Here is a 23,456-nt window from a genome sequence, read left to right on the forward strand (position 1 = left end):
TGTCAGCCGATCCGTTCCTTGCGACCGAGGATGCCCTGCGGTCTGACCAGCAGGATGATGATCATGAGGACGAGCGGAGCCACGTACTTGAGGTTCTCCGGGATCCAGATCGTCGAGATGTTCATCATCAGGCCGATGATGAGCGAGCCGACCAGGGCTCCGTAGGCGGAGCCGAGGCCGCCGAGCGTGATCGCCGCGAAGATCAGCAGCAGGATCGATGCTCCGGTGTCCCAGCGCAGCGACTGGTAGTAGCCGATGTAGACGCCGGCCAGCGCGGCGAGGGCTCCGGAGAGCACCCAGACCACGCGGATGACGCGCTCGACGTTGATGCCGGAGGCGGAGGCGAGGGCCCGGTTGTCGGACACCGCGCGCATCGCCTTGCCGATCTTGGTCTTCGTGAGCAGCAGGGCCACGCCGACGATGCAGACGATGCCGACGGCCGCGCCGACGAGGTCGGTGAACTTCAGGCTGATGCCGAGCGCCGGCACCGTGAAGAACGGCGCCGTGCTGTTGGGCAGCGAGAGCCGGTCCGCGCCGAAGAAGAAGACGAAGGTGTAGCGCAGCGCGAGGGACAGGCCGATGGTCACGATCATCAGCGGGATCAGCTGGATGTTCTTCTTGCGCAGCGGCTTCCAGAGCAGGCCGTCCTGCGCGAAGCCGAACACCCCGCCGAGGATCACCGCGATCGGGATGGCGAGCAGCGCCGGCAGCCCGAAGACGCCGGAGAAGAGGTACGCCATCAGCGCGCCGAAGGTGACCAGCTCGCCGTGGGCGAAGTTGTTCAGCCCGGTGACGCCGTAGATCAGGGAGGCGCCGATCGCCGCGAGGGCGATCAGGAGTCCGAAGATCAGGCCGGTGACGACCTTGGGCCAGAAGATGATCCAGAAGGTGTCCGCCGAGACCGGCTGGTTCGCCGCGCTCGACGTCCCGTCCGGATTCGTCGCGTCGTTGCCCGTGGTGCCCTCGGTGGCGGGGCTCGTCGGGGCGGCGGAGTCGCTGGGCACCGGAGCGCTCGCGCCCGTGCCGATCGGGTTCGCCGTCGAGACGATGAAGTTCACGATCTGGTTCTGCGAGGAGACGATCGTCACCTGCTTCGGGTTCTGACCCGCAGCGGGGTAGCCCTTGTCGGCGGGGAGCGTCGCCTCGTCGACCGTCACGCTGAACGTGCCGGCCTCCTCGAGCGGGAAGACGGCGCGGCCGTCGTCGCCCGTGGTCAGGGTCGCGGTGGCGTCGCCGCCGAGCTCGACGGTCACGCCCACGAGGTTCTCGTTCGTGCCCTGCACGCGGACCCAGGCGATGATCGACTGGTCGGCCGTGGTCTCGGCCGTCGCGGCGGGGGCTGCCGCGGCGACGCCGGTCAGGGTCGCGGCGAGCAGGCCGAGCGCGACGATGCCGTCGCGGAGCGTGCGCAGTGTGGGGAGCCTCCTAGGCACGGGGGGCCTCCCGGTCCGTCGGATGCAGGGTCGTCGCGCGCTTGTGGCGCGTCGAACGGCTGGCTGTGAGCAAGACGTCTACCTCTCGTCAGGGTGCACAGACGGATGGGGTCCTCGGGCGCGCCCGGATCGCCGTCGTCAAACAACGTTGGTTGACCATACGTTCCGCATGTGTCGGCAGTGTTTCCCACCTGCACTACTGCGTGACGACATTATGCGGGGCGGAGAGCGCTCCAGCGTCCCCCACACGGGTAGCGAGCGCGTCCGGAGCACATCGGAGGGGCGGCCGGGCAGGAATACCGGGGGCGTCCACGCGCTTAAGATTGAGCATCCGGGACACCCGTGACCGGATGCGCGACCACCACCTCCGGGCCACCCGCTCGACCTCATAAGGGGCATTGATGGACCAGCCGGATCCCTTCGGATTCCTCGGACTCACCTACGACGACGTCATGCTCCTCCCCGGGCACACGGACGTCATCCCGAGCGAGGCCGACACGGCCTCCCGGCTCACCAAGCGCATCACGGTCGCGACGCCGCTGCTCTCCGCGGCGATGGACACCGTCACCGAGTCGCGGATGGCGATCGCCATGGCCCGCCAGGGCGGGCTCGGCGTGCTGCACCGCAACCTCTCCATCGCCGACCAGGCCGATCAGGTCGACCGCGTGAAGCGCAGCGAGTCCGGCATGGTGTCGAACCCCGTCACCACGACGCCGGACGCGACCGTCGCGCAGGTCGACGAGCTCTGCGGGCAGTACCGGATCAGCGGCCTCCCCGTCGTCGACGGGAGCGGCGTCCTCGTCGGCATCATCACCAACCGCGACATGCGCTTCGTCTCGCCGTTCGAGAAGGCTTCCACCCTCGTCCGCGACGTGATGACCAGCACCGGCCTCATCACCGGCCGCGTCGGCATTCCCGACAGCGAGGTCATCGCCCTCTTCGCGCAGCACAAGATCGAGAAGCTGCCCCTCGTCGACGCGCAGGGCAAGCTCGCCGGGCTCATCACGGTCAAGGACTTCGACAAGTCCGAGCAGTACCCGAACGCGACCAAGGACGAGGAGGGGCGCCTGCGCGTCGGCGCCGCCATCGGCTTCTTCGGCGACGCCTGGCAGCGCGCCACCGCGCTCCTCGACGCGGGTGTGGACGTGCTCGTCGTCGACACCGCCAACGGCGACTCCGCCGGCGTGCTCGAGATCATCCGCCGCCTGAAGTCCGACCCCGCGTTCGCCGGCGTCGACGTCATCGGCGGCAACGTCGCCACCCGCTCCGGCGCCCAGGCGCTCGTCGACGCGGGCGCCGACGCCATCAAGGTCGGAGTCGGCCCCGGCTCCATCTGCACCACCCGCGTCGTCGCCGGCGTCGGCGTCCCCCAGGTGACCGCGGTCTACGAGGCGTCGCTCGCCGCCCGCGAGTCGGGCGTCCCGGTGATCGCCGACGGCGGGCTGCAGTACTCCGGCGACATCGCCAAGGCCCTCGTCGCCGGTGCCGACACCGTCATGCTCGGCTCGCTCCTGGCCGGCTGCGAGGAGAGCCCCGGCGACCTCGTCTTCCAGAACGGGAAGCAGTTCAAGACCTACCGCGGCATGGGCTCGCTCGGCGCGCTGCAGACCCGAGGCGAGCGCACCTCCTACTCGAAGGACCGCTACTTCCAGTCCGACGTCCCCACCGACGACAAGCTCATCGCCGAGGGGATCGAGGGCCAGGTGCCGTATCGCGGGCCGCTCGCGAACGTGGCGTACCAGCTGGCGGGCGGGCTGCGGCAGTCGATGTTCTACGTCGGCGCGCGGACGATCGCGGAGCTGAAGCAGCGGGGGAAGTTCGTGCGGATCACGGCGGCGGGGCTGAAGGAGTCGCACCCGCATGATGTGCAGATGGTGGTGGAGGCGCCGAACTACCGGCGCTGATGCTGCTGGGGTTCTGAAGGGGGTCGGCGTCGGGTCGTGAGGGCGGCCCCTCTGCCCGATGGGCCTTCGGCCCATACGCCCACCACACCGGAGGGGCCGCCCTCACGACCCGCCGCCTCCCACTCGGGCCGCGCGGACCTGTGGAAGACCGAGGGACGCAGCGCGAGCGGCGCTGAAGCGCCGCCGCGACTGCGGCCGCTGTCGGCAGCGCGAGCGCGCTGCGCCCGCCGCGACTGCCCCGCCAGGGACGCTCGGCAGCAAGGTGGGAGCGCTATCCGGCGATCCGCGTGTCAGCGGATCGGCGTGCGCGGACGCGGGACGCTCTGCGGGACGCGACCACCTGCCTGAGCCGACTGCGGCCGTGCAACGAGCGCAGCGAGGCGCACGGCGCGGGAAGCGCCGCCCGACTGCGGGTGAGCGACGAGCGGAGCGAGGAGCGAGCCACCGGTAACATCGCCCTCATGGAGATCGAGATCGGGCGCGCCAAGCGCGCTCGCCGCGCGTACGCCTTCGACGACATCGCGGTGGTCCCCAGCCGCCGGACCCGCGATCCGGAGGTGGTGTCGGTGAAGTGGGCGATCGACGCCTACCAGTTCGGCACTCCGATCCTCGCGGCGCCGATGGACTCGGTGGTGTCGCCGGCGACGGCGATCACGCTGGGCCGGCTGGGGGCGCTGGGCGTCCTCGACCTCGAGGGGCTGTGGACGCGCTACGAGGACCCGGAGCCGCTGCTGGCGGAGATCCGCGAGCTGCCGACGGAGCGGGCGACGCAGCGCATGCAGGAGATCTACTCGGAGCCGGTGAAGCCGGAGCTGGTGACGGCGCGTCTGGCCGAGATCCGCGCGGCGGGAGTGACGGTCGCGGGCGCGCTGTCGCCGCAGCGCACCGCCGAGCTGTACCAGACGGTCGTCGACGCGGGGGTCGACGTCTTCGTCATCCGGGGCACGACCGTGTCCGCCGAGCACGTCTCGCGGGACACCGAGCCCCTCAACCTCAAGAAGTTCATCTACGAGCTGGACGTGCCGGTCATCGTCGGCGGGGCGTCGACCTACACGGCCGCTCTGCACCTGATGCGCACCGGCGCCGCTGGTGTCCTCGTCGGCTTCGGCGGCGGCGCGGCCTCGACCACCCGCGCGACGCTGGGCATCCAGGCGCCGATGGCGACCGCGGTCGCGGACGTCGCCGGCGCTCGCCGCGACTACCTCGACGAGTCCGGCGGACGCTACGTGCACGTGATCGCGGACGGCGGCCTCGGCACCTCCGGCGACATCGTGAAGGCCGTCGCGGTCGGCGCGGACGCCGTGATGCTCGGCTCCGCCCTCGCCCGCGCGACCGACGCTCCCGGCGGCGGCTGGCACTGGGGCGCCGAGGCGCATCACCAGCAGCTCCCGCGCGGCCGCCGCGTCCAGGTCGGCACCGTCGGCACGCTCGAGCAGGTCCTCTACGGCCCCGCGACCGACGCGAACGGCACCGCCAACCTGATCGGCGCGCTCCGCCGCTCGATGGCGACCACCGGCTACTCCGACCTCAAGGAGTTCCAGCGCGTCGAGGTCGTCGTCGCCCCCTACCAGCCCAGCTAGCCGGGCGGCCGGCCGAGGCGTCCCCGAACGGACCCGCATCGGGCTCCGATCGCCGCGGGGAGCCCGGAACGCGTCCCCTCGAGGGCTGCGGTCCGCGCGAGTCGACCCGGACCGCGGACCGCGGCGGCGGCGAGCCCCGACGGGAGTCGTCTGACGCGTCCGCCCTCGCTCGTCCTTGCTGGTCGAGGAGCCCCGGAGGGGCGTATCGAGACCCGTCGTCGTCCGCAGGCGGGGTCGGCAGACCTGACTTCTGGTGGACGTGGATCTCGATACGCCCGCTTCGCGGGCTACTCGATCAGCGGAGGGGACGGCTCGGCGCCGGCGACCGGTGACCTGGTCCTCCGTGGGCGAACGGGGGACGGGGGTGGGCGGTGGCCGCCTAAACTGGGAGGAATCCCGAGGTCGGAGCGCTGCGAGGCGCGGATGGAGCACGCATGGTCGAGGTCCGCAGGGTCAAGCTGCCCGGTGTCGGTGTCCTGCACACCTTCCTCACCGCCGACGGCGGCAAAGTCGGCGTCATCGCGCACCGCTCGGGTCACAGCGACCTCATCACCTTCGCCGAGGGCGACCAGGACGGTGCGAAGGTCTCGCTCCGGCTCAGCGACGACGAGGCGCACACCCTCGCCGAGCTCCTCGGCGGCACCCAGATCACCGAGTCGCTGACCGCGCTCGACCAGATCCCCGGCCTCTCGATCGACTGGTTCACCGTCGATTACGACGACCACATCGCGGGCCAGCAGCTCGGCAAGCCCGCCGACCGCGGGATCGTCGGCCTGACGGTCGTCGCCGTCGTCCGCGGCGACGCGGCCAACCCCGCTCCCGCCCCCGACTTCCGGGTGTTCCCCGGCGACACGCTCGTCGTCGCCGGCAGCCCCGAGAAGGTCGCCAAGGCCTTCGCCTTCTTCCGCTCCGGCGTCTTCGCCAAGGCTCCCGAGACGCCGCCCGGAGTCTGAGGATGCACCACGGCGAAGACCTCATCGTCCTCGGTGTCCTGTTCGTCGTCGCCTACGTCCTCGGGCGGCTGGGGCGCACGATCGGCCTCCCGGCCATCCCGATCTACATGGTCGTCGGCCTGCTCGCGAGCCCGAACTTCCACCTCTTCCCGCTCGACTTCGAGTCGTCCTACATCGAGCTGACGGCGGTCTTCGGGCTGATCCTGCTGCTGTTCAACCTCGGCCTGGAGTTCGATCAGGACGAGTTCTACGGCAACGCGGGGCGGCTGATCCTCTCCGGCGGCTCCTACATCGCCGTCAACATGGCCGCCGGGCTCGCCTTCGGCTTCCTGCTGGGCTGGGGCAGCCGCGAGGCGCTGATCATCGCGGGCATCACGGCGACGAGCTCGAGCGCGATCGTGACGAAGCTGCTGATCGAGCTCAAGCGCCTCGCCAACCCGGAGACGCCGATGATCCTCGGCGTGACGGTGGTCGAGGACATCTTCATCGCGGTCTACCTGGCGATCGTGTCGGTCGTGCTCTCGGGCGAGACCGAGCCGTGGCCGGTCGTCCTCAAGCTGGTCATCGCGTTCGCGTTCCTCGTGGTGATGTTCGCGATCGCGCGCTGGGGCGGCCGGGTGGTCTCGCGGTTCTTCCGCACCCGCGACGACGAGCTGTTCACGATCCTCTTCTTCGGGCTCGCGATCCTCTTCGGCGGGATCGGCGAGGTCCTCGGCGTCACCGACGCGATCGGCGCGTTCCTCATCGGCCTGGTGATCGGCGCCACCCGCTTCCGCGCGCGGGTCGAGCGGATCGCGATCCCGCTCCGCGACGTCTTCGGCGCCTTCTTCTTCGTCAACTTCGGCCTCGGCCTGGATCCCGGTGCCTTCCCCGATGTGGTCCTGCCGGTGATCGCCGCCTCCGTGATGACGATCGTGCTCAACCTCGGCGCCGGCCAGTTCGTCGCCTGGCTGAACAAGCTCGGCCCGCGCGCCGGGCTGAACGCGGCCTTCATCCTGCACAACCGCGGCGAGTTCGCGCTCATCCTGGCGACGCTCTCGCTCTCGGCGGGGCTCGACGAGCGGATCCAGCCGTTCGCCGGCCTCTACGTCCTGATCATGGCGATCGTGGGCCCGATCCTGGCGTCGCGCTCGGAGAGCATCGGGCTGTTCCTCTCGCGCCGACGGCACCGGCCGAAGCCGGCCGCCCGCAGCGCGATGGCGGAGGAGGACTTCGCCCTGGTCGAGGCGGCGATGGCGGAGGGCGGTGCGGACGAGCGCCCGCAGAGCGACGCGCCGGACGCGCGGGTCGCCGAGCCGGCACCACGTCCGCGCCGCCCGGTCGAGCCCGACGAGCTGGACGACGAGTTCCCGGATCCGATGCGGCAGGCCCTGATCGACCAGGCGATGCAGCAGTCCGACGGGATCGACTCCGACCGGCCGCGGCGCCCGCGCGAGCCCGACTACTGATCCGCCGGCCGCCGACCCGCTCCGCAGCCGATCCGAGGGTCCTCCCACCCTGGTTGGCTAGGCTTCGTCGGTCCGCCGTCGCTGAGCGGATCCGCCCCCGAACGAGGAACGCATGACGCAGAGCCGCCCGCCGCAGAGCACGGTCTGGCAGGTCGCCCGCCGCCCGCGCTGGCTCGCGGCCCTCGTCCTGGCCCTCGTCATCGCCGGGCTGTTCGCGGCCCTCGGCCAGTGGCAGGTCGGACGCGCGGTCGAGGCCGCGGCCCCCGACTCCGGGATCTCCGAGACCGTGCTGCCGCTCGACGAGGTGGCCGCCCCGTCGCGCCCGATCACCGCGACCGCCGACGGCCAGCGCGTGGACGGGACCTCCGAGCTCGTCCCGGGCGGCGCCGAGATCCTCGGCGGACGTCTGAACGGCGAGCAGCCGGGCTGGTGGGTCATCGCGCGCACCCGCACCGCTGACGCCGACCTCGTGGTCGCCTACGGCTGGACCGCGGACCGCGAGCAGGCGGAGAGCGTCGCCGAGCGCCTGAACGACGGTGCACAGACCGCTCCGACCGCGTTCACCGGACGCCTGGTCGCGAACGAGGCGGCCGAGGTGCCCGCCGAGGGCACCGACCCGATGACCCTGACCGCGCTGTCGATCCCCGCGCTGATCAACCGCTGGACCGACCCGCCGCTGGACGTCTACCAGGGCTACGTCGTCGTCGATCAGCCGATCGCGGGGCTGGAGGCGATCGACTCGCCGGCCCGCGTCACCGACGTCTCGCTGAACTGGCTCAACGTCTTCTACGCGATCGAGTGGGTCGTCTTCGCCGGCTTCGCGCTCTACCTGTGGTTCCGCCTCGTCCGCGACGCCTGGGAGCGCGAGACCGAGGAGGCCCTCGAGGCCGAGCAGCTCGCGCAGAGCCCGGTCACCGCCTCCGCCCCGTAAACTGGACCCCATGCCCCTCGAGCCCAAGCCCGCGCAGTTCCCTGCGATCCGGAGCGCGCTGCGCTTCTACCGGGTGACCTCGATCATCACCGGCGTGATGCTCCTGCTGCTCTGCGCCGAGATGCTGCTGAAGTACGTGTTCCACCTCGAGCTGTTCGTCTTCGGGCAGCAGGGGATCGCGCACTTCGCCCCGATGTACGAGGTGCCGGGCGGCGAGTGGAAGTCGAGCGGGACGGGCGCGAACCTGTCCACCGGCATCCTGATCGCGCACGGCTGGTTCTACGTCGTCTACCTCTTCGCCGACTTCCGCCTGTGGAGCCTGATGCGCTGGCCGTTCTCGCGGTTCGTCCTCATCGCGCTCGGCGGAGTGGTGCCCACCCTGTCCTTCTTCGTCGAGACCCGCATCGCCCGCGAGGTCGAGCAGTACCTCGAGCGGCGCACCGCCGCCCTCGAGCCGACGACCCCGTCCGACTCCGTGGAGGCCCCCCATCAGTGAGCAGTCCGGCGCCAGCGCGCCGCAGTCCGCCCCGCAGCCGCACCTCGCCGCCCAGCCCGTGCTCGTCGTCGACTTCGGCGCCCAGTACGCGCAGCTGATCGCGCGGCGCGTCCGCGAGGCGAACGTGTACTCCGAGATCGTCCCGTCCGGCACGACGGCCGCCGAGATCGCCGCCAAGTCGCCGGTCGGGATCATCCTCTCCGGTGGCCCCTCGAGCGTCTACGAGGAGGGGGCGCCGCAGCTCGACCCCGCCATCTTCGATCTCGGCATCCCCGTGCTGGGCATCTGCTACGGCTTCCAGGTGATGGCGAAGACGCTCGGCGGCGAGGTCGCGAACACGGGCCTGCGCGAGTACGGCGCGACCGACGCCTCCGTCTCGGCCGACGGCGGCGTGCTCCTCGGCGACCAGCCCGTCGACCAGACGGTGTGGATGAGCCACGGCGACCAGGTCTCGAAGGCCCCCGCCGGCTTCGACGTCCTCGCCTCGACCGGCTCGACCGCCGTCGCCGCGTTCGGCAGCGACGAGCGCCGACTCTACGGCGTGCAGTGGCACCCCGAGGTGAAGCACTCCGCGCACGGCCAGGCGGTCATCGAGAACTTCCTGCACCGCGCGGCGGGCATCCCCGCCGACTGGAACTCCTCGAACGTCATCGACGACCAGGTCGCGCTGATCCGCGAGCAGGTCGGCACCGGTCGCGTCATCTGCGGCCTGTCCGGCGGCGTCGACTCCGCCGTCGCCGCGGCGATCGTGCACCGCGCGGTCGGCGACCAGCTGGTCTGCGTCTTCGTCGACCACGGCCTGCTGCGCAAGGACGAGCGCCGCCAGGTGGAGGAGGACTACGTCGCCGCCACCGGTGTGCGCCTGGTGACCGTCGACGCGCGCGAGCAGTTCCTCGACGCGCTCGCCGGCGTCAGCGACCCCGAGCAGAAGCGCAAGATCATCGGCCGCGAGTTCATCCGCACCTTCGAGGGCGCCGCCGAGGCGCTCGTGCTCGAGGCGCAGGGCGAGGGCACGTCGATCGACTTCCTCGTGCAGGGCACGCTCTACCCCGACGTCGTCGAGTCGGGCGGCGGCACCGGCACCGCGAACATCAAGTCGCACCACAACGTCGGCGGCCTCCCCGAGGACCTGCAGTTCGCGCTCGTCGAGCCGCTGCGGACCCTCTTCAAGGACGAGGTCCGCGCGATCGGCCGGGAGCTCGGGCTGCCCGAGGCCATCGTCGGCCGCCAGCCCTTCCCCGGCCCCGGCCTCGGCATCCGCATCGTCGGCGAGGTCACCCAGGAGCGGCTCGACCTGCTCCAGGAGGCCGACGCGATCGTCCGCGCCGAGCTCACCGCCGCCGGCCTCGACAGCGAGATCTGGCAGTGCCCGGTCGTGCTGCTCGCCGATGTCCGCTCGGTCGGCGTCCAGGGTGACGGCCGCACCTACGGCCACCCGATCGTGCTGCGCCCCGTCTCCTCCGAGGACGCGATGACGGCCGACTGGACGCGGCTTCCGTACGACCTGCTGGCCCGCATCTCCAACCGCATCACCAACGAGGTGAGCGGCGTGAACCGCGTCGTCCTCGACGTGACCTCCAAGCCCCCGGGAACCATCGAGTGGGAGTAGCCGCGACCGCGGTGTGAGAACGGGCCTCCTCCGGGGGCCCGTTCCTCGTCGTGGGCGGGTGGTCCGATTCGCAGGTGCTCCCGGCGCGAGAGCGCGCTCACCCGCGTCGGGCGTGAACGGGCGGCCGGATCGCCTGCGGATCGGACCGGGGCAGGCGGGACGGGCGGGTCAGACGGGGGTGTCGAGGACGCCGACGAAGCGGGTGCCGATGCCGTCGTACTCGTCGCGGCGCCGGCCCTCCGGGTGGTGCGGCCACTCGTCGGGGGAGTGGTCCTCGCAGACGAGGAAGCTGAACTCGGGCCACCACTTCTTCGGGCGCGCCGCCTCGGAGCGGCCGCAGATCGCGCACTCGAGCGTCACCCAGACCGGGCGCCTGCCCGTGCGGTTCTCGCGCGACTGGGCGAGCCAGGCGGGCGGGTCCTGCTCGAGGGCGACGAGCTCCTCCTCGGAGAGGCGGGTGGGCAGCCCGTGGCGCGTCGCCATCTCGACGGGGATGTCGAGGCGCTGAGCGGCTTCGCGTCGCGTGATCATCGGATCACCCTAGCCGAGCACCGGCCGGGCGGCCCGGGTCCGCGGCCGGAGCGAGGCCCGCGCGACCAGCCACTCCAGCGGCCCCTGCCCGACGAAGCGGCGCCAGAGCAGCGCGCCCAGCACGGACACGACGATGAAGGACGCGAGCAGGGTCCAGCTCTGCCAGGCCGCGAAGTCGAAGGGCTCGAAGGGGATCAGGTAGACGGCCAGCGCGACGAGCTGCACGGAGTACACCGTCAGCGGCATCGCCCCCACCGCGGCGAGCGGGGCGGTGACCGCGCGGACGGCGGCGAGGCGAGCAGCGAGCGCGGTGAGCGACCCGATCGCGACGGCCGCGATGCCGCCGGCGCCGAGGATCTCCGCGGTCGTGCTCGAGTGCGCCTCGACGCTCTCCGGCCCGCCGAGAGCGAGGCCGACGCCGTAGCCGAGCGCCGCGGCGATCGCGCCGCCGATCACGAGCCAGCGCTGCGTCGCGGCCGAGCGGATGTCGCAGCGCGCGATCAGCAGGCCGAGCATCACGTAGGCGAGCCAGGAGGGCACGGGGTAGTACTGCGTCAGCCAGGTGAGCGGCATCCGCGCGAGCAGGGCGTCCTCGGGGGAGAGCGTGGCGATCCAGTCGTCGCCGGCGGTGACGATGCGGTCGACGAGCAGGGGGCCGCCGATCGCGAAGACGGCGGCGAGGACGGCGAGCACCGCCCGCGGCAGGAACATCAGCACCGCCGCGACGACGAACATCAGGCCGTAGTGCGGCAGGATCACCGCGATCGGCGTGCCGAGCAGATTCAGACCGACTCCGATCACCAGGAGGTAGAGGCCTCGCAGGAGGATCGAGCCCGTGTCCTGGAACGGACGGGTCGAGCGCCGGGCGCCGCCGGACATCAGTCCGATCGAGACGCCCGCGAGCACTGCGAAGAGCACGGCGCTGCGGCCGTCCCAGGCCGCCTCGCGCTCGACCGGGGCGAGGTGCGCCGCGAACATGCCGAGCACGGCGAGACCCCGGGCGACGTCGAGTCCGACGATGCGGGACGAAGGGGCGGCCATCATTCCTCCATCGTGTCAGGAGCGGCTGGGCAGGGGCGCGTGGCCCGGCCGCGGAACGACGACGGGCGCCCGACCGGTGAGGTCGAGCGCCCGTCGAGCCGGTCCGGATCGCTCCGGATCGGGTGTGCAGACGACTACTGGCGGAAGATCGAGATCAGCCGCAGCAGCTCGAGGTACATCCAGACGACGGTGACGAGGATGCCGTAGGCGCCCGTCCAGCCGTAGATGCGCGGGGCGCCGTTGCGGACGCCCTGCTGGATGAACTCGAAGTCCATCACGAGGGAGTAGGTGGCGAGCGCGATGGCGATGAGGCCGATCACGATGCCGATGAAGCCGGTGCGCAGACCGAAGCCGCCGCCGACGCCGAACAGGCCGAGGCCGAGGTTGACGAGCGAGAAGACCGCGTAGCTGATCATGCCGATGAAGAAGATCTTGTTCAGCTTCGGCGAGGTGCGGATCTTGCCGTTCATGAACAGCGCCAGGGTGACACCGATCACGACGACGGTCGCGAGCAGGGCCTGGACGACCGCGCCCTCGTACGCGCTCTCGAAGAAGCGCGAGATCGCGCCGACTCCGATGCCCTGGGTCGCCGCGTAGCCGAGGATCAGGGCGGGCGAGGGCACCTTCTTGAAGGCGTTGACGATGCCGAGGACCAGTGCGACGAGCACGGCCGGGAGCATCAGACCGGGGACGAACCAGCCCACCGCGGCACCCGCGAGGAGCACGACGAAGGCGAGGGCCGTCTTCGCGAGGGTGTCCTCGACGGTCATCCGGTTGGTGTCGGCCGAGCCCGCGGCCGGACGGTTGTACATCTGGTCGAGCGTGCCGGGCGACACGTCCGGGACGTCCTGCACGCGGCCGGCGTAGCCCCGGTTGCTGAACTCCGGACGACCGAACGCCGGGTTGTTGCTTGCCATGGTTCCTCTTCTCTCAGGTGCGCTCGACGGTGACGGGAGGACCCGTCGGGACTCGCGGAGCTGAGTCGCTGTGACTGCGGGATCCGCCGGCTGCCCTCTCGGGACCACAAGCGGTACGCCCACAGTATCTGAGAACATCTCTCAGAGTCTGGCTATTCCCTTCGCGGGAGCCCCGGTTACGCCCGGAGGCGACGGCCCGCGCCCGTAGGATCGCCGCATGCCGCCCCGCCCCGTCCCGCTCGTCATCGGCCACCGCGGTGCCAGCGGCTACCGCCCGGAGCACACCCGATCGGCCTACGAGCTGGCGATCGCGCTCGGCGCCGACGCCGTCGAGCCGGATCTCGTCGCCTCGCGGGACGGCGTGCTGGTGCTCCGGCACGAGAACGAGATCTCCGGCACGACTGACGTGGAGCGTCGCCCCGAGTTCGCTCAGCGTCGCACGACCAAGCGCGTCGACGGCAAGGAGATCACCGGCTGGTTCACCGAGGACTTCACCTGGGCGGAGCTGTCGGCGCTGCGGGCGCGGGAGCGGATCCCGGCCGTGCGCGCCTCCAGCGCCACCTTCGACGGGCAGTTCCCGATGCTGCGCTTCAGCGATCTCCTCGCCCTGCTCGACCGGGCGGGGGAGGAGTCGCCCTCGCCGCCGCCGGGGCTCGTCGCCGAGATCAAGCACGCGACGTACTTCGACGCGCTGGGACTGCCGCTGGACGTCCTCCTCGAGCAGGAGCTGGCCGCGGCGGGCTGGGCGCGGACCGATCCGCGGCTGACGATCGAGAGCTTCGAGAAGACCGTCCTCGAGCGCCTCGCGGTCCGAGGGGTGGGCACGCGGCGCGTCTACCTGATCGAGTCGCGGGGGACTCCGCCGGACCTCGTCGCCGCGCACGGCTCCCGGGCGACGCCCTACGCCGACTTCGTCACTCCCGCGGGTCTGCGCGGACTCGCCGGGACCGTCGACGGCGTCAGCGTCGACAAGAGCATGCTTTTCTCCCGGGACGGCGCGGGGCGGGCCACCGGGACGAACGCGCTGGTCGCCGAGGCGCACGCCGTCGGCCTGCAGGTGTACACCTGGACGCTGCGCGCCGAGAACCGCTTCCTCGAGAAGGTGCACCGGATCGGCAAGGAGCCGGAGGCCTACGGCGCCTGGCAGGACGAGTTCCGCGCGATCCTGCGCACCGGCATCGACGGCGTCTTCGCGGACCAGCCGGATCTGGCGATCGAGGCGCGCGCGGCCGAGGACGAGGCGAGGGGCCGCGCCGGCTGACCCGCCGTCCCGCGCTCCGGCGCGTGCGGAGGGAACGGGGAGCCTCCGCTGGCATCATCGGGCCCACGCGTCCCGAGTCCGGGCCGCGCCCGACCCGCCCCACCCGCAGCCCGACCCTGACCCGCCGAGAGGAGTCCGACCGTGAAGACCCGCGCCCGCATCACCCGCCGCTGGATCGTGTTCGCCGTGCTCGCCGCTCTCGGCGTGGCGGCCGTCTACTGGCTCGCCGTGCTGACCCCGCAGGGCCAGGCGGCCGAGAACTCCGGCCTCCGCGGCGCCGACCTCGTCTTCGGCCGTGCCACGGGCACGGCGGCGGGGGCGCTCGCGGACGTCACGCCGGTGTCGATGATCGGCGGTGCGCTGCTGGTCGCGGCGATCGCGCTGATCCGCCGGCGCCCCGCGCTGGCACTCGCCTCCGTCGGCTCGATCGTCGTCACGGCGGGGCTGACTCAGCTGCTCAAGAACGTCGTGCTCGAGCGGCCGCTGCTGGTGGAGACCGACTCCTGGTACACCGGCGGCAGCTTCCCGAGCGGGCACACCGCGGCGGCGGTGTCCGTGGTCTTCGCGCTGGCGATGGTCGTCCCGGGGCCCGGGCGCACGGTCGTGCTCGTGGTCGGCGGCGCCGTGGTGGTGCTGGTCGGCAATCTGACGATGGCGGCCTCCTGGCACCGCGCGAGCGACGTGCTGGGCGCCGATCTGGTCGGCCTGGCCTCCGCCTCGCTCGCCTGCGCCTGGCTGTCGACGCGGGCGCAGGTGGGCCGGGCGCCGCGGAAGCCGCCGCGCCGGGCGGTGCTGCGGGTCCTGCTCGTCTGCTCGGTCGTGCTCGTGCTGACCCTCGGGGCGCTCGCCGTGCAGGGCATCCAGTACTACCCGGACGACACGAAGGATCTCACCGCGTTCGTGCTGCTGCAGGTGCTCGCGGCGGCGACCTCCACGGTCGCGGTGGTCGGCTTCGCGCTGGCCTGGCGCGGCCTGGACATCGGCGGGACGCTCACCGCGCCCGTGCGGCGCCAGCGCGCCGCCTGACCGGGCGCCGGCCGAGCGGGGCGGCGTCCCGCGGCGGGGTGTCGGAGGGGCGATCTACACTCGGAGGGACATGAGCCTCCTCTTCGATCCGAGCGATTCCCGCGCCACCCCGGTCATCGTCGGCGCGCCCGGCGGGCCCTCCGGCGACTCCGCGCGCACCGACCCCGAGCACGAGCGGCTGGTGGCAGGTCTGAACCCGCAGCAGCGCGAGGCGGTCGAGTACCGCGGCGACGCGCTGCTCATCGTCGCGGGCGCCGGCTCGGGCAAGACCAGCGTGCTCACGCGGCGCATCGCCAGCCTGCTCGGCAGCGGCGAGGCCTGGCCGAGTCAGATCCTCGCGATCACCTTCACCAACAAGGCCGCCGCCGAGATGCGCGAGCGCGTCGAGAAGATCGTCGGCCAGGCCGCCGAGGGGATGTGGATCTCGACGTTCCACTCCGCCTGCGTGCGGATCCTGCGCCGCGAGGCCGAGAACTTCGGCATGACCTCGTCGTTCACCATCTACGACTCGGGCGATCAGCGCGCCCTGCTCAAGCGGATCGTGAAGGACCTCGAGGCGGACTCGCTCGGCATCACGGTCGCGAGCGCCTCGTCCAAGATCTCCAAGCTCAAGAACGAGCTCGCCGACGTCGACTCCTACGCGCGGACCGCGAACATGAGCGACCCGAACGAGGAGATGTTCCTCCAGGTCTTCCGCGCCTACTCGCGCGCCCTCGAGAGCGCGAACGCCTTCGACTTCGACGACCTGATCGCGCAGACGGTCTACCTCTTCCGGGCGTTCCCGCACGTCGCCGCGAAGTACCAGCGCCGCTTCCGGCACGTGATGGTCGACGAGTACCAGGACACGAACCACGCGCAGTACTCACTGATCCACGAGCTGACCCGGGCCGTGCCGCCCGCGACGATCGCCGCTGCCGCCTTCGACCGCCCCTACCGCGGCCCGGTGACGGCCGACGGCTCGATCCCCGGGGCCTCGCTCACCGTCGTGGGCGACTCGGACCAGTCGATCTACGCGTTCCGCGGGGCGGACATCCGCAACATCGTCGAGTTCGAGCGCGACTTCCCGGGCTGCCGGGTGATCCTGCTCGAGCAGAACTACCGCTCGACGCAGAACATCCTCTCGGCCGCGAACGCCGTCATCTCGAACAACTTCGACCGCCGCGCGAAGAACCTCTGGTCGGCCAGCGGCGAGGGCGAGAAGATCATCGGCTACACGGGGTACTCCGGCCACGACGAGGCGCAGTTCGTCGTCGACGAGATCGCCCGGATCCACGCGGCCGGCACCGGCTACGACGAGATCGCCGTGTTCTACCGCACCAACGCGCAGACCCGCGCGCTGGAGGAGATCTTCATCCGCTCGGCGCTGCCCTATCGGATCCTCGGCGGCACCAAGTTCTACGAGCGCGCCGAGATCAAGGACGCGCTCGCGTACCTGATCACCGTCGCGAATCCGGCGGACGTGCTGGCGCTGCGCCGGATCATGAACACGCCCAAGCGCGGCATCGGCCCGGCGACGGAGGCGCAGCTGCAGTCCTTCGCCGACACCAACGCGGTGACCCTGCGCGAGGCGATGCGCAATGCCGGGTCGCTCGGCATGGGGCCGAAGGTGACGAAGGCCATCGTCGACCTCGCGATGCTGCTCGACGAGTGCGCCCTGATGCTCGATCCGGCGCGGCCCGAGGGCGAGGCGAAGGTGCACGAGGTGCTCACGGCGCTGCTGACCCGCAGCGGCTACATCGACATGCTCCGCGCCAGCCGCGACCCGCAGGACGAGGCGCGCGCCGAGAACGTCGACGAGCTCATCGCCGTGACGAAGGAGTTCGCCCGCAACAACCCCGACGGCGGTCTCGTCGACTTCCTGACCGAGGTGTCGCTCGTCGCCGCGGCGGACGACCTGGACGACGACTCCGGGACCGTGTCGCTGATGACCCTGCACACCGCGAAGGGCCTCGAGTACGACGCGGTGTTCCTCACCGGCATCGAGGAGGACCTGCTCCCGCACCGCATCTCGGCGAACGAGCCGGGCGGCCCCGCGGAGGAGCGGCGGCTGTTCTACGTGGGGATCACCCGTGCGCGGAAGCGGCTCTACCTCTCGCTCGCGATGACACGGGCGCAGTACGGCGAGACCTCGGTCGCGATGCCCAGCCGGTTCCTCCAGGAGATCCCGGCCGAGCTGATCGAGTGGCGCCAGTCGCCGGGGGCCGCGACCTCGCGCGGCGGCACCCAGCCGCGGGCGCTCAACGCGCAGCGGCCCGGCTTCGGCCGCTCGAAGTCGAACACCGAGTTCCGCCAGGCGCTCGCCGCGGCGCCGAAGGCCAAGGGCGAGTTCCCCAACCGGATCACCGGGATGGTGCGCGACAACGGCGACCTCGAGCTGATCGCGGGGGACCGCATCCGGCACACCGACTTCGGCGAGGGCCGCGTCAACGCGGTCACCGGCGAGGGCAGCAAGCGGGTCGCGCACGTGCTCTTCGACCAGGTCGGCGCCAAGAAGCTGCTGATCAAGGTCGCGCCGATCGAGAAGCTCTGAGCCCGTCGGGCGGTGCGGGGGCCGACGCCGTGACCGGGCGCGGTCCGCTCGCGGCGCGGGTGGCGACCGAGGCGTTCGCGCCGCCGGTCCTGGCGATGGTCGTGCCGCTGATCGTGGGCGCGCGGGTCGCGGATCCGCCGCTGCTCGGGGTGGCCTGGGGCGCGCTGGCGGCGCTGTTCGTGGGGGTGCTGCCGTATCTCGTCGTGCGGCTGCTGATGCGCGCGGGGCGGATCCGCGGGGATCACCACGTGCCTGATCGGCGGGAGCGCGCGCTGCCGATCGGCCTCGCGCTGGTCTCGATCGTGGTCGGGCTCGTGCTGCTCGCGGCGCTCGGGGCGCCGGCCGCGGTGACGACCTTCGGCGTGGTGACGGTCGCGGTGCTCGTCGTGATCGGGATCGTCAACCTCGGCTGGAAGCTGTCGGGCCACGCGGCCGTCGTCGCGACCTGCGCGGTGGTGGTGCTGATCGCCTACGGCCCGTGGTCCCTGCTGATCACCGTGCCGGTCGCGCTCTGGACCGGCTGGTCGCGGGTGCGCCTCGGCGCCCACACGCCGGCCCAGGTGATCGCGGGAGCCGTGGTCGGTGCCGTGCTCGCCTCGCTCGTCTGGTCCCTCCTGGGCTGAGGGGGCTACTTGTCGCAGGCGACGCCGTCGCCGTCGCGGTCGAGGTCGTACTCGTCAGGGCCGACGACCGTCACCGGGCCCCGGATGTAGACGGGGCCATCGCCGCTGCCGGAGGCGCAGTCGCCGTCGGAGGCGATCGGGACGCACTCGCCGGCGTAGCTGGGGTGGCAGCCTGCGTCGGCCGCCGCGGCCGCCGGTGCCGGAGCCGGGACCATCGTGCCAACCCGGGTGACGTCGTCGACGGCGGGAGTGGTGACCGCCTCCGACAGCTGGGCGCGGGAGACCTCGACGCCGTCGTGCTTGACGACCTCGAAGGTGCGGGTGAGCACGCCGTCGACGCCCGCGACGACGGTGCTCGTGCCCTGCGCGGCGGTCGGGTCGTCCTCGGTGCGCGAGGCGCGGGCGATCGGGGCGGTCTCGGTGACCTGCTCGGTCGTGATGACGACGGTCGGGGTGGGGGTCGGCGTCGGGGTGGGGGTGGGAGACGGCGTGGCCGCGCGAGTCGGCGCGGCGGCGAAGGACGCCGGGCTCTCGGCCCCGGACGCCACGGCCTGCTCCTCGGCCGGTGCCGGCGCGGACGTGGATCCGAACGCCGAGGTGCTCAGGACGAGCACGAGCATCGCCACGGCCCCCGTCATCGCCGAGGCTCGGCGGCGGCGCGGCAGTCCGAGCCAGGTCGGCCGGCGCAGGAGCACGCCGTAGGCGGCCGTGATCAGCACGACGAGGGCGATCATGATCAGCGCCGACCAGGGTCCGCCCGTCAGCCAGGCGACGAGGGCGAGGAAGAGGGTGACCCCGCCGACGATCCACTGCAGCGGAGTGAGGCGGAGCCGGGTGAGCCGCAGCGATCCCCAGTGCAGCGGGCGGCGTCCGGAGGGACTGCGATCGGCGACGCCGGCGGGCGCGCTGTCCTGGACCCTGCGCTCGAATGGCCGGCTCGGGGCGGGCCGCCGGTCGTCGGAGCGGCGGTTCCGCCGGGAGCGTCCAGGCAGATCGGGCGGGAGGTGCGGGTGGCGGGGGCTCATGGCGGTTCTTCCTGGTGGCGCGGCGGGACGCCTCAGCATGCCCCACGCGGCCCCTCCTCCGTGTCCCCCGTAGAGGTCGGCGTCCGAAGGATGCCCGCCCCCGCGAGATGCCACTTGTGCACGCGACACGCCGGGAGAGGCGTGCACAAGTGGCATCTCGCGGGGAAGAGGGGACCCGGGCGGGGTCAGGAGTACTGGGCGACGAGCTCGCGCTTCAGGATCTTGCCACTCGGGCCCAGGGGGAGAGTGTCGACGAGCTCGATGCGGCGGGGGTACTTGAAGGCGGCGAGGTGCTCGTTCGCGTAGGCGATCAGCTCCTCCGCGGTCGCCGTCGCCGAGGGCAGCAGGACCACGGCGGCCATGATCTCCTGGCCGTGCTTCTCGTCCGGCACGCCGAAGACGGCGGCATTGGCCACGTCCGAGTGCCCGATCAGCACCTCCTCCACCTCGCGCGGGTACACGTTGTAGCCGTTGCGGATGATCATGTCCTTGGTCCGGTCGAGGATGCGGATGTAGTCCTCGTCGTCCTTCGTACCGAGGTCGCCGGTGCGGAACCAGCCGTCGACGACCGCCGCGGCCGACGCCTCGGGATTGCCGAGGTAGCCCTTCATCAGGTTGTGGCCGCGGACCACGATCTCGCCCAGCTCGCCGCGCGGGAGCAGCTCGATCCGGTCGGTCACCTCGGCCCGGGCGACCTCGACGTCCACGCCCCAGATCGGCGTGCCGACGGTGCCGGCACGCGGCGGGACGCCGACGTGGTTGAAGGTGGCGACGGGCGAGGTCTCGGTCAGGCCGTAGCCCTCGTAGATCTCGACGCCGAACACCTCGCGGAAGCGCTCGATCACGGCGACGGGCAGGGCCGCTCCGCCGGAGACCGCGTAGCGCAGCGGCGGGCGGTCCTCGCGGCGGGTCGCGGCGTCGAGCAGCGCGACGTACATCGTCGGGACGCCCTCGAACACGGTGCAGCCGTGCGCGATCATCGCCTCGAGCGCCGCGTCGCCGTCGAATCTGGGCACGAGCACGACGGTCGCCGCGGTGCGGAACGCCGTATTCATCGCGCAGACCTGGCCGAAGGTGTGGAAGAGCGGCAGCGCGCCGAGCACGACGTCGCCCTGGTGCAGGTCGAAGGTGTTCATCAGGAGCACGTCGGACTGCGAGACGATCGCGAAGTGCGTGCCCTCAGCCCCCTTCGGCCGGCCGGTGGTGCCGCTGGTGTAGAGGATCGTCGCGGTGTCGAACGGCGAGCGCGGCACGTAGGTGTCGATCGGCGTCCCGTCGGCGGCGAGGTCCTCGAGGCGGGGGAAGGGGCTCTCGGTGCCGTCGGGCACCAGCACGCTCAGCACGGGGACGTCGGCCAGGGCTGCTCCGGCGGCGCCCTCGGCCAGCAGCGGGGCGGCGCAGATCAGGGCGGTCGCTCCCGAGTCGCGGAGGACGTAGGCGATCTCGTCGTGCTTCAGAAGCGCGTGCACCGGCACGACGACGGCGCCGAGGGCGAGGACGGCGAAGTAGCCGCGCGGGAAGTCGGGGACGTTGGGGATCAGCAGGGCCACCCGGTCGCCGGGGCCGACGCCCTGTGCGCGGAGGGCGCCGGCGTAGGCGCGGGTCTGGTCCCAGAGGGTCCGGTAGTCGATGGCCTGCGGGCCGACCCGGACCGCGATCGTCGTCGGCGTGCGGCGGGCCGCCTCCGCCAGGATCGCCGCGACCGAGACGGTGCCGAACCCGGCCGTGGGCGGGGGTGCGGCGGGTGCCTCGGTCGTGCGCGGTTCGGTGATGCTCATCGGGGCTCCAGTCGTCGTTGACCGCCACGGCGCTGTGCCGGGTGCTTCACGGTAGAGCCGCGGACGGCGCCGTTCAAGGGCGCCGCACCGGATGCTCAGCGAGCGCGCTCGGGATGCCGCAGAACGACGAGCGGACCCGGCACCGTCAGCGCGAGGCTGTGACTGACCGAGCCGAGCAGCAGGCGCAGGAACGCGCCGCGCCCGTGACTGCCGAGGACGAGCAGCCGGGACGAGGCCGCGAGCGCGGTCAGCCGCTCGACCGGGTTCCCGCGGACGAGCGAGCGGCGCACCTCGAGGTCGGGATGGGAGTCGCCGAGGCCGACGAGCGACTCGGCGAGCAGGAGGTCCTCGTCCTCCTCGATCGCATCGATGACCCGGCGCTCGACGGGGGTGGAGTCGCTCCAGGTGCCGGGGAGCTGCCAGGCGTGCAGGGCGAGCAGCGGCTCGTGGCGGCGGTCGGCCTCGTCGGCGGCGAAGCGGATCGCCGTGAGCGAGACCTCGGAGCCGTCCACCCCGACCGCGACTCCGGACCGGATCGGCTCGTCACCGTCGGGTTCGGGGATCAGCGCGACGGCGGAGCGGGAGGCCGCGGCGACCCGCACGGCCACCGGGGCGCTCCGTGCGACGGCGCGGCGGCTCAGCGGGTGGGCGCCGAGGACGAGCAGGGCGCCGGGCGGTGCCGCCTCGGCCAGCACGGGCACGAGGTCGCCCTGGAGTGGGCGCGCTCGCACGGGGACGTCCGGGAAGTCCGACGCCGCGAGCGAGCGGGCCCGGTCGAGGGCGTCGTCCGCGAGCACGCGCTGACCGGCATCGGCTCCGCGGAGCCGGGCCCGGGGCGGCTCGACCACGGCGACGAGCTCGACGGGCAGCCGGTGCGCCCGCGCGAACTCGAGCGCCCAGCGCAGGGCGGCCCCGCTCGGGCCCGCTCCGCCGACTCCGACCACGACCGCGTCCATGAACGCCTCCTCTTCGAGTGTCCAGCAGGCCCCATCATCCTCCCCGGAGGGCGAGAAGGGGAGTGGCTGCGGTGCCGCGCCGGCGCCCGTACAGTCGGACCGGCCGCGGTGTCGATCGGACGGACCCGGCGGTGACTCGGCGACGACGGAGGAGGCGGTCATGCGCGGCGAGGCGACGCTCTACACCGAGACGATCGCGACGGCGCCCTTCGCGCTCGCCGTGATCGCCGAGGCGACCGGCTCGCGGGTGGTCGGCGCGCGGACCGCGGACGCGCACGTCCCGCTCTACAGCGGGCCCACCAGCGCCCGGGTCTCCGTCGCGGGGTTCGGCGACAGCGTGCCGATCGCGGTCGACGTCCGCGACGAGCGCGGGCAGGACGAGGCGCGGGCGGCGGCGCAGGCGCTCGGGCTCGAGCTGGCGGCCTACGCGGGCTGGACGATCACGCCCGGCTTCTGACGCGGGCGGCCGCTCCGCTATCGGACTCCGCGCGCACCCGGGCCAGGAAGAAGCGGCTCGGCGCCGTGCGCACCGCCGTCGGCAGGGCGCGGTAGACGGCGAAGGTGCGGGAGAGCGCCCGGTCGAACCTCGCCTGCTGCCGGGTGCTCCAGCGGAAGCCGAACGGCGCGCGGAGCTCCGGCGGCAGCAGGCCCGCCGTCATCAGCCGGAGGTAGGGGCCGACCGGGCGCAGCCACCAGACGGCGATCCCGCCGTCGAGCAGGTCGTGGGCGACCCGGCGCGCGGCGGGCGTGACCTCGAGCCGGGTGAGCTCCCGCTCCCAGTAGGCGTCGAACGCCGCGCGCGAGTCGGGCCAGAGCTCCTCGGGCATCTGCAGCGCGGTGCCGACCACGCGCGAGCGGTGCACGATGTCGTCCGCCTCCTCGCGGCCGAGCGGACCGAAGGCGCCCTCGTGGAGCTGCAGCATCGACTGGGTGATCGTCGCGGCGACCCAGCGCTGCAGCTCCGGATCGAACGCGGTGTAGCCCGGGCCGCGGACCGGGGCGTGTGCGCGGTTCACCCGGCGCTGCACGGTGCGGACGTCGTCCTCGGTCCCGAACTGCAGCGCGTAGAGGTAGGAGAGCGTGCCGAACAGCCGGCCGAGCGCGCGGTGCACGAAGTCGGAGTGCTCGGCGACGCCGGCGCCGACCGCGGGGTGCGCGATCTGCAGCAGGATCGCGCGCGCTCCCGCGACGAGGAAGACGCCCTCGCGGAAGACGTCGCGGTCGACGGGGGTGCGCACGGGCATCCGTCCACGGTACGCGGCGCGAGCACTCCTCCCCAGTCCGCGGCACCGGCATCCCTCCACCCACCGCTCCGCGGCACAGGAACGGCTCGCGGGGTCCGGAGTAGAGTTGGCGCGGCCCAGGAAGAGTGCCGACACAGAACCGTGCCGAGACTCCGGACAGCGCGCAGCGG

At 72.4% G+C, this 23,456-nt stretch carries 20 protein-coding genes; 12 read left to right on the top strand and 8 right to left on the bottom strand.

Annotated features, from left to right (window positions below; genetic code table 11):
* Positions 1 to 2 precede the first annotated feature (2 nt).
* On the bottom strand, positions 3 to 1,433 hold the full coding sequence (locus GTU73_RS05630; RefSeq protein WP_244231781.1) for a branched-chain amino acid ABC transporter permease: 1,431 nt from the start codon (positions 1,431 to 1,433) through the stop codon (positions 3 to 5).
* Positions 1,434 to 1,834: 401 nt separating this feature from the next.
* Here GTU73_RS05630 and guaB point away from each other — a divergent pair, with 401 nt between their 5' ends.
* The 7 genes from guaB (at position 1,835) to guaA (ending at position 10,354) form a co-directional block, all read left to right on the top strand.
* The gene (gene guaB, locus GTU73_RS05635; protein ID WP_160087678.1) at positions 1,835 to 3,337 is read left to right on the top strand and encodes an IMP dehydrogenase; all 1,503 of its coding nucleotides are present in this window, start codon (positions 1,835 to 1,837) and stop codon (positions 3,335 to 3,337) included.
* 461 nt (positions 3,338 to 3,798) lie between these two features.
* Entirely contained in the window at positions 3,799 to 4,917 is a 1,119-nt protein-coding gene (locus tag GTU73_RS05640) for a GuaB3 family IMP dehydrogenase-related protein (protein ID WP_160087680.1), read from the top strand.
* 434 nt (positions 4,918 to 5,351) lie between these two features.
* On the top strand, positions 5,352 to 5,870 hold the full coding sequence (locus GTU73_RS05645; protein ID WP_085475074.1) for a TrkA C-terminal domain-containing protein: 519 nt from the start codon (positions 5,352 to 5,354) through the stop codon (positions 5,868 to 5,870).
* 2 nt (positions 5,871 to 5,872) lie between these two features.
* Entirely contained in the window at positions 5,873 to 7,318 is a 1,446-nt protein-coding gene (locus GTU73_RS05650; protein ID WP_160087682.1) for a cation:proton antiporter, read from the top strand.
* A gap of 112 nt (positions 7,319 to 7,430) precedes the next feature.
* A complete protein-coding gene (locus GTU73_RS05655) occupies positions 7,431 to 8,249 on the top strand; it encodes an SURF1 family cytochrome oxidase biogenesis protein (RefSeq protein WP_160087684.1) in 819 nt (272 codons plus the stop codon).
* Between the two features lie 10 nt (positions 8,250 to 8,259).
* Positions 8,260 to 8,745, top strand: coding sequence for a DUF3817 domain-containing protein (locus GTU73_RS05660; RefSeq protein WP_160087686.1), 486 nt, complete (start codon positions 8,260 to 8,262; stop codon positions 8,743 to 8,745).
* Positions 8,746 to 8,803: 58 nt separating this feature from the next.
* Positions 8,804 to 10,354 carry a glutamine-hydrolyzing GMP synthase gene (gene guaA / locus GTU73_RS05665; RefSeq protein WP_208543740.1) on the top strand — a complete coding sequence of 517 codons (1,551 nt, stop codon included), beginning with the start codon at positions 8,804 to 8,806 and terminating at the stop codon, positions 10,352 to 10,354.
* Positions 10,355 to 10,522: 168 nt separating this feature from the next.
* On the opposite strand, the gene GTU73_RS05670 is transcribed toward guaA, so the two are convergent.
* From GTU73_RS05670 to GTU73_RS05680, 3 genes are all read right to left on the bottom strand, one after another.
* On the bottom strand, positions 10,523 to 10,885 hold the full coding sequence (locus tag GTU73_RS05670; protein ID WP_160087688.1) for a hypothetical protein: 363 nt from the start codon (positions 10,883 to 10,885) through the stop codon (positions 10,523 to 10,525).
* 9 nt (positions 10,886 to 10,894) lie between these two features.
* A complete protein-coding gene (locus GTU73_RS05675) occupies positions 10,895 to 11,929 on the bottom strand; it encodes a DUF418 domain-containing protein (protein ID WP_160087690.1) in 1,035 nt (344 codons plus the stop codon).
* A 131-nt stretch (positions 11,930 to 12,060) separates the two neighbouring features.
* The gene (locus tag GTU73_RS05680; RefSeq protein ID WP_123702166.1) at positions 12,061 to 12,843 is read right to left on the bottom strand and encodes a Bax inhibitor-1/YccA family protein; all 783 of its coding nucleotides are present in this window, start codon (positions 12,841 to 12,843) and stop codon (positions 12,061 to 12,063) included.
* A 217-nt stretch (positions 12,844 to 13,060) separates the two neighbouring features.
* Between GTU73_RS05680 and GTU73_RS05685 the strand changes: the two genes are divergently transcribed.
* The 4 genes from GTU73_RS05685 (at position 13,061) to GTU73_RS05700 (ending at position 18,283) form a co-directional block, all read left to right on the top strand.
* Positions 13,061 to 14,104, top strand: a complete 1,044-nt coding sequence (locus tag GTU73_RS05685; RefSeq protein ID WP_160087692.1) for a glycerophosphodiester phosphodiesterase family protein — start codon at positions 13,061 to 13,063, stop codon at positions 14,102 to 14,104.
* A gap of 141 nt (positions 14,105 to 14,245) precedes the next feature.
* The gene (locus GTU73_RS05690; protein WP_160087694.1) at positions 14,246 to 15,130 is read left to right on the top strand and encodes a phosphatase PAP2 family protein; all 885 of its coding nucleotides are present in this window, start codon (positions 14,246 to 14,248) and stop codon (positions 15,128 to 15,130) included.
* A gap of 70 nt (positions 15,131 to 15,200) precedes the next feature.
* Entirely contained in the window at positions 15,201 to 17,660 is a 2,460-nt protein-coding gene (locus GTU73_RS05695) for a UvrD-helicase domain-containing protein (RefSeq protein WP_160087696.1), read from the top strand.
* A gap of 29 nt (positions 17,661 to 17,689) precedes the next feature.
* Entirely contained in the window at positions 17,690 to 18,283 is a 594-nt protein-coding gene (locus GTU73_RS05700) for a phosphatase PAP2 family protein (protein ID WP_160087698.1), read from the top strand.
* A gap of 5 nt (positions 18,284 to 18,288) precedes the next feature.
* Here the strand turns inward: GTU73_RS05700 and GTU73_RS19245 are convergent, their stop codons facing one another.
* The 3 genes from GTU73_RS19245 to GTU73_RS05715 form a co-directional block, all read right to left on the bottom strand.
* Positions 18,289 to 19,308 carry a G5 domain-containing protein gene (locus tag GTU73_RS19245; RefSeq protein ID WP_244231782.1) on the bottom strand — a complete coding sequence of 340 codons (1,020 nt, stop codon included), beginning with the start codon at positions 19,306 to 19,308 and terminating at the stop codon, positions 18,289 to 18,291.
* 185 nt (positions 19,309 to 19,493) lie between these two features.
* Positions 19,494 to 21,086 carry a long-chain fatty acid--CoA ligase gene (locus GTU73_RS05710; RefSeq protein WP_160087700.1) on the bottom strand — a complete coding sequence of 531 codons (1,593 nt, stop codon included), beginning with the start codon at positions 21,084 to 21,086 and terminating at the stop codon, positions 19,494 to 19,496.
* Between the two features lie 95 nt (positions 21,087 to 21,181).
* On the bottom strand, positions 21,182 to 22,042 hold the full coding sequence (locus GTU73_RS05715) for a universal stress protein (protein ID WP_160087702.1): 861 nt from the start codon (positions 22,040 to 22,042) through the stop codon (positions 21,182 to 21,184).
* 160 nt (positions 22,043 to 22,202) lie between these two features.
* On the opposite strand from GTU73_RS05715, the gene GTU73_RS05720 reads away from it, so the two are divergent.
* The gene (locus GTU73_RS05720) at positions 22,203 to 22,499 is read left to right on the top strand and encodes a hypothetical protein (RefSeq protein WP_160087704.1); all 297 of its coding nucleotides are present in this window, start codon (positions 22,203 to 22,205) and stop codon (positions 22,497 to 22,499) included.
* Here GTU73_RS05720 and GTU73_RS05725 read toward each other — a convergent pair.
* Positions 22,483 to 23,286, bottom strand: a complete 804-nt coding sequence (locus tag GTU73_RS05725) for an oxygenase MpaB family protein (protein WP_160087706.1) — start codon at positions 23,284 to 23,286, stop codon at positions 22,483 to 22,485. The two genes, GTU73_RS05720 and GTU73_RS05725, sit on opposite strands and share 17 nt — an antisense overlap.
* Positions 23,287 to 23,456: the final 170 nt, after the last annotated feature.

Origin of the sequence: Rathayibacter sp. VKM Ac-2804 (genome assembly GCF_009866655.1) — a bacterium.
Taxonomy (GTDB): domain Bacteria; phylum Actinomycetota; class Actinomycetes; order Actinomycetales; family Microbacteriaceae; genus Rathayibacter.

Excerpts from the sequence above, each read along its gene's own strand:
- guaB (WP_160087678.1), top strand. The coding sequence starts at position 1,835 with ATGGACCAGCCGGATCCCTTCGGATTCCTCGGACTCACCTACGACGAC.
- GTU73_RS05640 (WP_160087680.1), top strand. The coding sequence starts at position 3,799 with ATGGAGATCGAGATCGGGCGCGCCAAGCGCGCTCGCCGCGCGTACGCC.
- GTU73_RS05645 (WP_085475074.1), top strand. The coding sequence starts at position 5,352 with ATGGTCGAGGTCCGCAGGGTCAAGCTGCCCGGTGTCGGTGTCCTGCAC.
- GTU73_RS05650 (WP_160087682.1), top strand. The coding sequence starts at position 5,873 with ATGCACCACGGCGAAGACCTCATCGTCCTCGGTGTCCTGTTCGTCGTC.
- GTU73_RS05655 (WP_160087684.1), top strand. The coding sequence starts at position 7,431 with ATGACGCAGAGCCGCCCGCCGCAGAGCACGGTCTGGCAGGTCGCCCGC.
- GTU73_RS05660 (WP_160087686.1), top strand. The coding sequence starts at position 8,260 with ATGCCCCTCGAGCCCAAGCCCGCGCAGTTCCCTGCGATCCGGAGCGCG.
- GTU73_RS05670 (WP_160087688.1), bottom strand. The coding sequence starts at position 10,885 with ATGATCACGCGACGCGAAGCCGCTCAGCGCCTCGACATCCCCGTCGAG.
- GTU73_RS05675 (WP_160087690.1), bottom strand. The coding sequence starts at position 11,929 with ATGATGGCCGCCCCTTCGTCCCGCATCGTCGGACTCGACGTCGCCCGG.
- GTU73_RS05680 (WP_123702166.1), bottom strand. The coding sequence starts at position 12,843 with ATGGCAAGCAACAACCCGGCGTTCGGTCGTCCGGAGTTCAGCAACCGG.
- GTU73_RS05685 (WP_160087692.1), top strand. The coding sequence starts at position 13,061 with ATGCCGCCCCGCCCCGTCCCGCTCGTCATCGGCCACCGCGGTGCCAGC.
- GTU73_RS05695 (WP_160087696.1), top strand. The coding sequence starts at position 15,201 with ATGAGCCTCCTCTTCGATCCGAGCGATTCCCGCGCCACCCCGGTCATC.
- GTU73_RS19245 (WP_244231782.1), bottom strand. The coding sequence starts at position 19,308 with ATGAGCCCCCGCCACCCGCACCTCCCGCCCGATCTGCCTGGACGCTCC.
- GTU73_RS05710 (WP_160087700.1), bottom strand. The coding sequence starts at position 21,086 with ATGAGCATCACCGAACCGCGCACGACCGAGGCACCCGCCGCACCCCCG.
- GTU73_RS05715 (WP_160087702.1), bottom strand. The coding sequence starts at position 22,042 with ATGGACGCGGTCGTGGTCGGAGTCGGCGGAGCGGGCCCGAGCGGGGCC.
- GTU73_RS05720 (WP_160087704.1), top strand. The coding sequence starts at position 22,203 with ATGCGCGGCGAGGCGACGCTCTACACCGAGACGATCGCGACGGCGCCC.
- GTU73_RS05725 (WP_160087706.1), bottom strand. The coding sequence starts at position 23,286 with ATGCCCGTGCGCACCCCCGTCGACCGCGACGTCTTCCGCGAGGGCGTC.